Source organism: Brucella sp. NBRC 113783 (genome assembly GCF_040372265.1).
GTDB classification, from domain to species: Bacteria; Pseudomonadota; Alphaproteobacteria; order Rhizobiales; family Rhizobiaceae; genus Brucella; species Brucella teleogrylli.
Genome location: NZ_BAABRX010000003.1, coordinates 606,534 through 618,579, shown reverse-complemented (window position 1 = coordinate 618,579; position 12,046 = coordinate 606,534). Strand labels below are relative to the sequence as shown.

The following is a 12,046-nucleotide window of genomic DNA, read 5'->3' as shown; positions in this document are numbered from 1 at the left end:
TTCATACTTTTGTTGATGCTCTGGTCCGCTTTCTACGGGTTACGGTTGTGCGGGGCACAGGCGAGGCGTTTCCAAGTCTCTCTTGTGGGGAACTTTCGGTAGATGGCTCCTGATCGGCAAAGGTCGGGATGTCGAGATTAGTCAGGACACGGCGCAACAAACTGAAGAGCTGAGCCGTTTCGGCTTCGTCAAAACCTGCAGTGATGGCCTTCGCATGGCTAGCCGCTGCCGGAGCGAGCTGGTGGTAGATATGTTGTCCACCTTGGGTCAGTTCGACCTGGACCACGCGGCTGTCGTGATCAGAAATGCGACGGACAACGAGTCCATCCCTCTCCATCTGATCAATCAGCCGGCTGAGGGCCGATTGTGGAATCAAGGTCAGCTGCACAAGTTCGCCCATATTGCGAGCGCCTTTGTTCATGATGACCATCAACACTCGCCAGCGCTGAACGGTTACGCCGAAGGGGCGCAGTCGCTCCAAAAACTGTTGGTTGAGACCTGCCGTTATCAGATTAAAAAGTGAGGGAAGGAACTCTTCCAGTTCCAGCGTGCGCGATACTGGCCGGGCGGAAATCTTGGAGTCTTTCTCAACCATGGTGCCTTGCCTCACTTCCTACTTTCTATGTCTGTTCGTAGCGAAGCCGTCTTTCGTCCGCAACCGATGCATTGCTTCCACCGTCAACAATGGGGCGTCTGTTCCCACAACCAGGGTCTCATGCAAAACGGTCACAATTCCCCGGTCGGGTTTGGAACGCGACAATGTCTTATCTATAACGGTAGCGCGTATTCTCATCGTGTTGCCAGAAAGCAGAGGTTTGTGCCAGCGAATCTTGTCAAGGCCCGGTGAAGGCATGACTGCATCGTCCCAAAGGTGCAGATCGAAAAATATTTTAAAGCTTAGCGATAGGGTATGAAACCCCGATGCGATAACCGATGGAAGTCCCACCGAAAGTGCTGCAGCATCCTCAAGGTGGAACGGATTGGGATCGAAACGCTGAGCGAAGTCCAAAATTTCCTCGCGGCTTACGGTATGAGGGCCTGCCTCGAAAATTTGCCCGACAGTGATGTCGTCAAAGAACAATCCCGACATATTTTCCTTTCCGCCGACGAGGCGATCCGCTGGATAGCTGCCTCAAAATAAAGCCGACTACCGGACTCGACACATAAATATGATTTGTCATATAAATATGAAAAAGACAACTGCCTTACAACTTGAGCTTAGCGGCACCAACATTCAGCGGCCGTGCCGTACCGGACCAGAGCGAACTGCGCGATGAAATATGAATAATCATATATTGTATTGAGGGAGAAAAGAAAAATGGCGGAACGCTCATTTGCCAAAGAAGTCGAGGACCTGCGCCTTGGTGAGGGGGAAATTTTCAGGGGTGAGGGCATTCTCGCTATCACCAAGGCTTTACTCCAGTCAGGCGTTTCCTATGTCGGTGGCTATCAAGGTTCGCCGATCTCACACCTCATGGATGTGCTGGCCGATGCCAAGGACGTCTTGAACGAACTGGACGTCCATTTCGAATCGTCGGCGTCGGAAGCGGCAGCGGCGGCTATGCTGTCGGCCTCGGTGATGTATCCGCTACGCGGCGCGGTCACATGGAAATCGACAGCGGGCACCAACGTCGCCTCGGACGCGCTTACTAACCTGGCCTCCGGTGGCGTCATGGGCGGGGCGCTGATCATTCTGGGTGAAGATTTTGGCGAAGGATCATCCATCCCCCAAGAGCGCAGCCATGCCTTCGCGATGAAGTCACAGATGTGGCTTCTGGATCCACGTCCCAATCTAGAATCAATCGTCAAGTCAGTGGAAGATGGCTTCGAACTTTCGGAGGCCTCCAACACGCCGGTCATGTTGCAGGTCCGCATCCGCGCCTGCCATGTGCATGGTCAGTTCGTCACGAAAGCAAACAAGCGGCCCACGTTCACCTTGAGGCAAGCGCTTGAAAATCCGAGACGCGATGTCAGCCGTGTGGTTCTGCCACCCGTCTCTATCTACCATGACAAGGAGAAGCTCGAGCAGCGTTGGCCGAATGCGGTGGACTTCATCCGAACGCGCAAGCTCAACGAGTTCCTGGGACCTGCCGACGGTGACGTCGGCATCATCCTGCAGGGAGGCATGTACAACAGTGTCATGCGCGCGCTGCAATTCCTTGGGCTCGCAGACGTTTATGGCGGATCGCTCATTCCGCTCTACGTTATGAATGTCACTTATCCGATGATCGATGACGAAGTGGCCGAATTCTGCGTCGATAAGAAGGCAGTCATCATGATCGAAGAAGGCCATCCCGCTTTCATCGAGCAGGCACTCATCACCGCGCTCCATCGCAAGGACATCAACACCAAGGTCCACGGTAAGGACATACTGCCACTCAGCGGCGACTACACTGCGTCGGTGATTGAAAAAGGGCTGCGCACATTTTTCAACATCCACGCGCATAAGCTTTTGGGTAACCGTTCTGAAGCGCCGGACGCTACTCCGATACTCGATAACGAGAAGGTAAAAGCTCTCCAGGAGATCGTTCCGCCTCGCCCGGCCGGTTTCTGTACTGGTTGCCCCGAACGCCCAATCTTTGCCGCCATGAAGCTGACTGAGCGAGAGCTCGGCCAGCATCATGTGTCAGGCGATATAGGGTGCCATATCTTCTCTGTCCTGCCTCCGTTCAATATAGGCGGCAACACGATGGGTTACGGCCTGTCCGGCGCGGGTGCTTCCGCCTTCAATGTTGAGGCCGACAAGCGTTCAATCGCTGTTATGGGTGACGGCGGCTTCTGGCACAACGGTCTCTCGACCAGTATAGGCAATGCCGTCTTCAATAAGCATGATGGCGTAATCCTGATAGTCGACAACCACTATTCAGCGGCCACCGGCGGCCAGGACATCCTGTCGTCACGCGCTCAAAATCCCGATCGCTCTACCAACAACGCCATCACCGATGCCGTGAAGGGTGTGGGCGTGAAATGGGTGCGCCAGATTGATCGCACTTACGATGTTGCCAAGATGCGCGACACGTTGAAGGAAGCTCTGACGACTGACGAAAAGGGTCCGAAAGTTATTATCGCTTCTTCCGAATGCATGCTGAACAAGCAGCGCCGCGTGAAGCCGCAGTTCAATAAGGCGGTGAAAGACGGCAAGCGCATGGTCAAGGAACGCTTCGGCGTCGACGAAGATGTGTGCACCGGCGATCACGCCTGCATCCGCCTTTCCGGCTGTCCCTCGCTCTCCGTCAAGCACACTGACGATCCATTGAAGGACGATCCGGTGGCGGCGATCGACAACAGCTGCGTCGGCTGTGGCAATTGCGGCGAGGTTTCCGAAGCCGCTGTGCTTTGCCCCTCCTTCTACCGCGCCGATGTCATTCACAACCCGACCCGTCGCGACCGGTTTATGGCTAAGATTCGGACTGCAGTGATCAGCTTCTTTCAACGTCGCGCCGACCGTCGGCGTGTAACCTTTGCGTGAGATCATCATGATTGACGTAACCTCTCCGAAACTTACTGAAGTTCCATTCAAGCGGCCGATCTCGATCGCGATCCTTGCCATGGGCGGTCAAGGCGGGGGCGTACTCGCCGACTGGATCGTCAACATGGCAGAGACCCAAGGCTGGGCGGCGCAATCCACTTCGGTGCCAGGCGTAGCACAGCGCACTGGTGCGACGATCTACTACATCGAAATGCTTCCTGATTTTGAGGGAAAGCGGCCAATCTTCTCGCTGATGCCGACCCCCGGTGACGTCGACGTAGTGCTGGCGTCCGAGTTCATGGAGGCCGGGCGTGCCATGCTCCGTGGCATTGTCACGCCGGATCGCACGACGCTGATAGCTTCGAGCCATCGCTCTTACGCGGTTGTCGAGAAGCAAACTCCTGGCGATGGAACTGGCGATCCGGTCGCCGTCGTCGAAGCAGCCGGTATCGCGGCCAAGAAAATCATTGCGTTCGATATGCAAACACTTGCCGAAAAGAGCGGCAGCGTCGTTTCCTCGGCGATGCTCGGAGCGCTCGCAGCAGCCGAGATTCTACCGTTTCCGCGCTCGGCTTTCGAAGATACAGTCCGCGCTAGTGGCAAAGGGGTTGAGTCGAGCCTTAAGGCGTTTTCAGCCGCCTACGATCGCGCGCGCGAAGATCGTCGTGATCCGATTACCCGTTCGCCCGAAAAGAACTTCTTGCCGCTACCGGTAACAACCGCAAACACCGAGCTAGACGCTATCGTGGCGCGCATTCGCTGTAGATTCCCGCAGCATGCGCAGGGGATACTGTTTGCGGGCGTATGTCGGCTGGTAGACTATCAGGATCCTGCCTACGCGATGCAATATCTCGATCGGATGGAACGGATTCTTGGCGAGGATATCGCCAATAGCGGATCGGTACAGAATTTCGGCTTCACCTGTGAAGTGGCAAAATATCTCGCGGTCGCGATGGCCTATGACGACGTCGTGCGCGTTGCCGATCTTAAGACACGCAGCAGTCGTTTCGAGCGTGTGCGCAAGGAGATCGGTGCCAAGGATGACCAAATCCTTTATATGACGGAATACATGCATCCGCGCATGGAGGAAGTCGCGGGCACCCTGCCAGCCTGGCTCGGCGGGATGATTGAACGCCGACCACGGCTTTATCAGGCGCTGGACCGCATAATCAACAAAGGCCGTCGCGTGCAGACCGGCACCGTCTGGTGGTTCCTGACGCTTTACGCGGTGGCCGCGACGAAGCGCTTTCGTCGCGGCAGCCTGCGATATAAGCGGGAAATGGCTCACATTGATACCTGGTTGGGTGTCGCTCTGCCGCTTCTGTCGATCAACTATCAACTTGCCTGTGAGGCTGTGACATGCCGCCGTCTGGTAAAGGGCTATTCCGACACGCATGCGCGCGGGAACTCCAAATTCGACCGGATTATGGCCTTGGTTCCGCAGCTTGTGCAGAAGCCCGACGGTGCCATTTGGCTTCGCCGCATTAGGCAGGCTGCGATGCTCGACGAAAATGGTGAGGCGCTTGAAGGCGCGATCAAGACTTTCGAGAGCGCCTACGCACCTTGAGAAACGGCGCTGGGCTCGCTTCGGCCCATTCCCAACGAATGGACCCGCACAGCAGACAGCTGGGGCGGGTCTTCCGTTGTGTTCGCGCTTTTCGCCGCGATCCCAATATTTGAGGCATATGCGAAGGAAAAGGGGCGCGGTTTCCACGCCCCTTTCAGGTCGGTCATCCAATTGTTCCCGGAGGAGCACTCGCTTACACGTTGACCCCATATCGCTTCAGCGTTTTTGCCGCCACCGCGCGCAAGATACGATCGAAGAGAAACCCGAGGCAGCCAAGGACGATGATGCCCACGAAAACCCAATCCGTCCGTCCATAGTTTCGTGCATTCCAGATCAAGGCACCGAGCCCTTCCTGGGCCGCGACGATTTCCGCAGAAACGATGGTGAGGAACGAGTTGCCCATCGCGATCCGCGCACCGGTGATCATAAAGGGCACCGTGGAGGGAACGACAACGGTCAGGAGTGTCTGGACCCTCGTCGCGCCGAGGCTGGCAGCCGCCTTGATGCGCAGATCGGAGTCCGCCATAGAGCCCGCGAGCGCATTGAGTGTTACGGTGAAGACGGTCGTGTAGAAGATCAGCGCAATTTTTGAAGCTTCGCCCGGTCCGAGCCAGATTACGCTTAGAGTGACGAATGCGATCGGTGGAATGAAGCGGAAAAATTCGATGTAGGGATCGAATATTTGCCGAACAAGGCGAAAATAGCCCATAGTCATACCGAGGGGGATGCCTACCGCAACGCCTGCCGCCCAGCCGCAGAAAATCCGGAAGCTGGAGGCGGTGATAGAGGTCCACAACGTTCCATCTTCAACCAGCTCCCAGAAGGCGATTGTTGTGAGGGCCGGTGAGGGAAAGAAGAGAGGCGACATCCTGAGACTGAGGATTTGCCACACAAGCAGGCCGCCGAGGATCGAAAGAGCAACGATTACTCCATGTGAAAGGCGGGCGCGCGCCGATTGCGCCCCGAGGACCTTGGGGGCCCTATCGGCCACAGAACGTGAGACTTCGTTCAAACTCATGCCGCCGCCTCCGTCAAAAGTCCTTGCGCGATCAATGTACGGTTGACCTCCGCTGCAATGTCCTGTCTCAAGCTCTCGATAAGTTCAGCCGCGCGGGGATGCGACAGGTCGCGAGGATGCGGGAGATCGATATTCAAGATCGTTTTCACCTTAGCCGCTGGTCCTGCCGTCATTGTCACTACCCGGTCGGCGAGAAGAATGGCCTCGCCAATGTCATGCGTGACAAAGATGATTGTCGCGCCTGTCTCACGCCAGATTTTATCCACTTCCCGTTGCAGCACCTCGCGTGTTTGGGCGTCGAGGGCGCCAAATGGTTCATCCATCAGGATCACCGACGGTTCGTTTGCAAGTACGCGCGCAATCTGGGCGCGTTGTCGCATTCCCCCTGAAAGTTCACTTGGGAATTTTTGTGCAGCATGCGAGAGCCCGACCATGCGGATATAAGCTTCGGCCTTGGCGGATCGTTCGGTCTTTGATACGCCGCGCAGGCGCGCGCCATATTCGACGTTTTCCTGGACCGTGAGCCAGGGAAAGAGCGCTTCCGAACTCTGAAAGACGACACCCCGATCAATGCCGGGGCCGTGTACAGGTTGACTATCGACGAGCAGCCGACCGGTGACAGGAGCAAAGCCGGCGATAGCGTTCAGCAAGGTCGACTTGCCGCAGCCGGAGGGGCCAAGCAGACAGACGAATTCGCCGGGCTTGATCATGAGGTCGACACCGCTAGTAACGACATGATCACCGATTTGAATGCCAACGCCCTCGATAGTGACTGAATTTCCTCTCGACATCGCGGTCATTCCTTAAAAAATCCCTTTTGAACGTAGTTTTCGATGTTGACGCGCTGCGGTGTGCGCTTCTGCTCATAAAGGAAATCGGCGATGCCAGCGAGGCTGACGAGGTCGGCTTCGGAGAAGTCTCGCGTCTGGAAGGACAGGCGTTCAATCAGAGGCACCGTGTCAGCTGCGCGCATTCTGGTTGCTTTCTGGAAGTCGATGGCAGCGGCGTTCCGATCAGTGGTGATATCGCGATTGACTTCGGCCACGACAGCCAGGAACTTCTTGGCTTCTTCTTGATGCGTCTTTAGCCACTCGCCCTGAGCACTAAGCCACATAGTATAAACGTATCCTACGTCGCCACTTGTCAGAAGTGTCTTGCCGCCTTGCTGCCTTCCCTGCTCGTTGAAGGGCGGCCAGCCGAAGAATGCGTCCACATCCCCGCGCTGGAGCAGGGCCGGAAGATCGGGAGCGCCGGCGGGCACAAGTGTCACAGCGGAGGGATCGAGTTGATACTTCTTGAGTAACATGACGGCAGCATATTCGCTCACCGTCCCCTTGATCACGCCGAGCTTCTTAATCTGGCTGGGATCACCAATGTCAGGACGGCTGATGAGTTCCAGATGGGTCCCTGACTCGCTGACGACAGCAAGCGGCTTGATGTCGGCCCGGGCCAGCCGTATCATCACAGTCTGGTCGGCTGCAATCCCAAAGGTTGCCTGACCCGCGACGACGGCGTCCATTGCGTCGCCTCCTTGCGCCATGCGTAAGAGCTTGACGTCTAGACCGGCCTTTTCAAAGAGCCCCCGTTGTTCGGCGACATAAACCGAGATGAAAGCAGGATCCGTACCAAGCGCGACGGTCAGCGTTTCCGCCTTCGCCGCTGTTGCAGTCAAGGCAAGGCCGCAAAAGGCCGCGTTGATTAGATTTCGAATGATTGACATGCTGCTCCCTCAATTTTTTTTTAATAGCGCACCGTGGCGGGCGCGTTTTACGGCGGCGGCTCCAGTTAGAGATCCACAACAACGACAATCAAACAGTAACGGTGGTCCGAAACAACGGAACGAAAAGGTATTAATCCATTAGAAAAATACATGATTGCCGACCTGAGCGGGAACAACCAAATTTGGGATAGGAATTTGTAACGTCTTAGCGCTGTGCAAATGGCGATAGACCGGACTATCAGGTGTAAGGCTGTCTTTGTAACGGAGTTGGGTGTTTGGTTCCGTCATGTGATGGTGTGGTTTGACGATAAAGGCCTCTGGCCTTAAGTTGTTTGGTAAAGTTTATGGGGTCAGCCAATCACGCACAGGCCGCCCGGAACGATTAAAACTTCGCCGGGACAGGAGCTTCAAAGCGATGTTGAATTTCCAGCTATTCAGATGGACTTTGCGATACTGCGGATGGCCATTGGTTTTCTTCTCCGGGCTGATTGGCGCTAAATTCGCCTTCGACAGCGAACACCCTATGGCATTGTTCACCATAGTGTACGCTGTCGCTGTCGCTATGCTGTTTATTATGGAACGCATTAGTCCGTATGAAGGTAGCTGGCTTGAGGCGGATGGTGAGACCTGGAATGATATCGCTCATACGTTGTTGACTAAGGGACTTGTTCAACTCGCCGCACTTGGTGCGGCGCTGTTCCCTATGATAGCTGCCAGCTTCCTGCAGCCGCTGGCTACGCTTCAGTTCAGCTTTTGGCCGACCACATTGCCTTTTGTGCTACAGGTGGCATTAGCCGTCATAACTGCAGAGTTCGGCCTGTATTGGTCGCATCGCATCGCGCACGAGCGGCTGTTCTTCTGGCGCTTCCACGCACTGCACCACTCCGTGACCCGGCTTTGGGTCGTCAATACCGGTAGGTTTCATGTCATCGACTCGCTGTTCAAGGTCGGGCTAAGCCAAGCTCCGCTTTATTTCCTGGGTGCGCCATTACAGATATTTTGGTGGTTAGGTGCCGTCACCGCCTTTGCAGGCATTCTCACCCATTGCAATGTCGACATGAGGACGGGGATATTTGACTATGTCTTTAGTACGCCTCGCCTCCATCGCTGGCATCACTCAAAGGACATTCGCGAAGGAAACACCAATTACGGCGAGAACATTGTCTTGTTCGACCAGATTTTCAGGACCTATCACAATCCGGATCGACCGTCATCTGCAGACATCGGCATCAAAGGACAGGTCGCAAAGGGATTCCTTGCTCAATTGGCACAACCTTTCTCGAAGGATGGTGTTCGTCAAATCCTTGGTTTGCCTTCAAAAAATTGATGGCGTGGCATTATCAATGCCGTTCAGGATGGAATATATGTCAGCGTTGCTTGCGGCACGCCAACCTGGCGGCAAATATTGCTTGAATCAACCCCGCCAAGTCAGGAAGCGCTTCTCGATCTGTCCGATGATGAAGTTGACGATAAGTCCCATCACAGAAAGGATTGTGACGCCGGCAAACAGCTTTTCAAGATCATAGAGCGATCCGGCTTCAAGGATATATGAACCGACGCCGAACTGGGCACCGAGCATTTCGGCTGCGACCAGCAGAATGATGGCGATGGAGATCGATACTCGCAATCCGGACAGGATTGCCGGAAAGGCAGCGGGCAGGATGATCTTGCGCACGATAGACCACCATCCAAGTCCGAAGCTTTGCCCCATACGCACAAGCGAACGATCCACATTATCGACTGCGCCGTACGTGGCAACCACGGTTGGCGTAAAGGTGCCAAATGCGATGAGCATATATTTCGACATTTCGTCGATGCCGAACCAGATTACGAAGAGCGGCAAAAGCGCGATCTTCGGGATCGGAAAAAGAGCGGCGACGAGCGGCACCAGACCTGCGCGGACATAGCTGAATAAGCCGATCATTACGCCCAGACTGACACCGACTGCGATGCCAAGGCTCGCGCCGATGATAAGCCGCCGCAGCGATGGCAGCAGATGCTGCCATAGAAGGCCGGTCTGCCAGAGCTGGACGAAGGTTTCCAGCACAGCAGATGGGCGCGGCAGTGTCAGATTGGATATGAAGCCGCTGCGAGTTCCGATTTCTGCCAGTGCGAGCAGCGTTATGAAGAGGATCAATGCCATATGGCGCACCGGCTGGGGTGCGAAGCCGCCACCCCGGAAGGGAACCGGGCGTACACTTTGGTCGGGCTGCTTTATCTTTGCGACTTCAACCATTGATCAACTCCTGATCCGCTGCCTGCGCTTCAGCCCGCATCAACTCCCAGAGCTGTTTCTGCTTTTCTTCAAGGACGGGATCACCAAGATGGCGCTCCGAAAGGGGGATATCGATATCGACAATCTCTCTGATCCGTCCTGGCCTTCGTGAAAGTACCACGACCCGATGGCCGAGCCGCACCGCCTCGTTAAGATTGTGCGTGACATAAACGGAGGTGAAAGGCTGGCGTGTCCAAAGCGCAACCAAGTCGTCCATCAACAGTTCCCGTGTCTGGCTGTCGAGCGCGGACAAAGGTTCATCCATCAACATCACGGCGGGGCGCACCGATAAGGCGCGTGCAATTGCCACGCGCTGACGCATACCACCCGACAATTGCTTCGGCAAAGCCTGCCGGAAATCTGAAAGCCAGGTGCGTTCCAGTACATTGGTTATGATCCGGTCCATCTCTGCTCGGCCAAGTCCATGGTCCTCCAGCACGAGTTTGATGTTTCCTTCCACGGTGCGCCATGGCAGAAGCGCAAAATGCTGGAAAACATAGGTGAGGGGATTGAGTGAATCCTTCGGCGGCGAACCGATCTGCAGCACCTCACCCGAAGATGGTCGTTCAAGACCGCCCAGAAAACGCAGAAGAGTGGACTTTCCGCAACCTGACGGGCCGATCAGGCAGACGATCTGTCCCTGCGGGATGGTGAGCGAGACATCTTTTAGAACTTCGACCGCACCATAAGAATGGCCGATGTTCTTAAGCTGCAAATCCATTTCAACTCCAGTTGGAAAGTCCGCCCTCCGATATTAGCATCCCCGTTTGAGATGCCTGTCTTCGGGCTTGGTGCCCGACCAACCGCCGGGCACTGAATGTTCGGTCTCGCTCGATCTCAGATCGTCTTGACGTAGGATGTGTCGAACAGCTTTTCCTGCGTGACCGCTTCCTTCACCATGCCTTCAGACCGGAACCAGTCCAACTGCTCCACGCAGCTGTTGAGCGACAGGGCCAAACCCTTGTTGATGCGCATCGCGCCATCGATCAGGTTCTGTTTTGCGGTCTCGAACGGACTGTCGCTTTCGACATATTTGTGCACGATCTTCGCAATATCGTCGCGTGCTGCATCGTCTGCCGTATTGTCTACAAAGGCGGCATTATAATCATCGATTGCCTTGGAATAGGCTTTGACGAAGGCTTCCGTCATGGCGCGCTCGTCACTCGCATTCTTTGTGGATGTGAATGCCGTTGTGACCTGATAATCCGGTGCATAATCGGAGACGAGGCCGATCTGCTTTGCCGCGCCTTCGCGGATGAGCTTTTTGGCGATATTGGGCTGGATTGCCCAGGAATCGATCTGCCCGGTCGACAGAGCACCAACAACAGCGCCGAGCTTCTGCAAGGGACGAAGCTGGATTTCAGAAAGCGGAGTATTGTTGGCCTTGGCGATCTTGTGCGCCATGAAATGGAATGACGATCCCGCCGTGGTGATCCCGAAACTGTGTCCTGCCAGTTTGGACGGTTCAGTCAGTCCGCCTACGTAGGCCTTGTTGGAGGCCAGAATGACGTTTCCGGTGATGCCTTTTTCTTCTGCAAGCGCGCCGCCGATCACCTTGATCGCGCCTTTGTCGGCGAGACTGATCAGACCGCCACTCATCGCCGTCACACCGAAATCGGCATCGCCAGATGCGATGGCGACGGCCATCGGCTGCGCGGCTTCGAAGAACTTCAATTCGATATCGAGACCGGCATCTTTAAAATAGCCTCGCTCATACGCGATATAGCTCGGCGCGTGGCTCGCCAGATGGAGCACCGCCAGATTACGTGCCGCGGCGCGGGCAGGCGACCCGAAAGCCGTGCTGACGCCCAATGCACCAAGTCCCATCAATGTCTGACGGCGTGTCAGGGTGAAATCCATTCTGGCTCTCCTCCAATGCGAATGTTAGCCCGGCACAATAGATTTCCCGCTAAGCCCGACAAACAAAATTTCATTACGTCTCTACCATGAAAAATATGGAAGATTGCTTCGCATAAAGCCACGTGGGGGGATTTTCA

The 12,046-nt window shown here is 55.6% G+C and carries 11 protein-coding genes; 3 read left to right on the top strand and 8 right to left on the bottom strand.

Annotated features, from left to right (window positions below):
- Window position 1: 1 nt before the first annotated feature.
- Window positions 2-595, bottom strand: coding sequence for a MarR family winged helix-turn-helix transcriptional regulator (locus tag ABWW11_RS13425; protein ID WP_109365805.1), 594 nt, complete (start codon window positions 593-595; stop codon window positions 2-4).
- Window positions 596-613: 18 nt separating this feature from the next.
- Window positions 614-1,090: a MaoC/PaaZ C-terminal domain-containing protein gene (locus ABWW11_RS13420; RefSeq protein ID WP_109365806.1), complete on the bottom strand. Its 477-nt coding sequence runs from the start codon at window positions 1,088-1,090 to the stop codon at window positions 614-616.
- A 228-nt stretch (window positions 1,091-1,318) separates the two neighbouring features.
- Between ABWW11_RS13420 and ABWW11_RS13415 the strand changes: the two genes are divergently transcribed.
- Together ABWW11_RS13415 and ABWW11_RS13410 are read left to right on the top strand one after the other, a co-directional pair.
- Entirely contained in the window at window positions 1,319-3,469 is a 2,151-nt protein-coding gene (locus ABWW11_RS13415; protein WP_319080281.1) for a thiamine pyrophosphate-dependent enzyme, read from the top strand.
- A gap of 7 nt (window positions 3,470-3,476) precedes the next feature.
- A complete protein-coding gene (locus tag ABWW11_RS13410) occupies window positions 3,477-5,036 on the top strand; it encodes an indolepyruvate oxidoreductase subunit beta family protein (RefSeq protein WP_319080282.1) in 1,560 nt (519 codons plus the stop codon).
- A gap of 193 nt (window positions 5,037-5,229) precedes the next feature.
- On the opposite strand, the gene ABWW11_RS13405 is transcribed toward ABWW11_RS13410, so the two are convergent.
- The 3 genes from ABWW11_RS13405 to ABWW11_RS13395 are packed head-to-tail and all read right to left on the bottom strand — an operon-like array spanning window position 5,230 to window position 7,774.
- Window positions 5,230-6,054, bottom strand: a complete 825-nt coding sequence (locus ABWW11_RS13405; RefSeq protein WP_109365810.1) for an ABC transporter permease — start codon at window positions 6,052-6,054, stop codon at window positions 5,230-5,232.
- Window positions 6,051-6,845 carry an ABC transporter ATP-binding protein gene (locus tag ABWW11_RS13400; protein ID WP_181375962.1) on the bottom strand — a complete coding sequence of 265 codons (795 nt, stop codon included), beginning with the start codon at window positions 6,843-6,845 and terminating at the stop codon, window positions 6,051-6,053. Before ABWW11_RS13400 ends, ABWW11_RS13405 begins: the two co-directional genes overlap by 4 nt.
- 5 nt (window positions 6,846-6,850) lie before the next feature.
- Window positions 6,851-7,774, bottom strand: a complete 924-nt coding sequence (locus ABWW11_RS13395; protein ID WP_109365812.1) for an ABC transporter substrate-binding protein — start codon at window positions 7,772-7,774, stop codon at window positions 6,851-6,853.
- Between the two features lie 415 nt (window positions 7,775-8,189).
- Between ABWW11_RS13395 and olsE the strand changes: the two genes are divergently transcribed.
- A complete protein-coding gene (olsE, locus tag ABWW11_RS13390) occupies window positions 8,190-9,101 on the top strand; it encodes an ornithine lipid hydroxylase OlsE (protein WP_319080283.1) in 912 nt (303 codons plus the stop codon).
- A gap of 87 nt (window positions 9,102-9,188) precedes the next feature.
- On the opposite strand, the gene ABWW11_RS13385 is transcribed toward olsE, so the two are convergent.
- From ABWW11_RS13385 to ABWW11_RS13375, 3 genes are all read right to left on the bottom strand, one after another.
- The gene (locus ABWW11_RS13385) at window positions 9,189-10,010 is read right to left on the bottom strand and encodes an ABC transporter permease (protein ID WP_109365814.1); all 822 of its coding nucleotides are present in this window, start codon (window positions 10,008-10,010) and stop codon (window positions 9,189-9,191) included.
- Entirely contained in the window at window positions 10,003-10,770 is a 768-nt protein-coding gene (locus ABWW11_RS13380) for an ABC transporter ATP-binding protein (RefSeq protein ID WP_109365815.1), read from the bottom strand. The genes ABWW11_RS13385 and ABWW11_RS13380 overlap by 8 nt, the downstream gene beginning before the upstream one ends.
- 116 nt (window positions 10,771-10,886) lie before the next feature.
- Complete coding sequence (locus tag ABWW11_RS13375) at window positions 10,887-11,909, bottom strand: ABC transporter substrate-binding protein (RefSeq protein WP_109365816.1); 1,023 nt, start codon at window positions 11,907-11,909, stop codon at window positions 10,887-10,889.
- Window positions 11,910-12,046 lie beyond the last annotated feature (137 nt).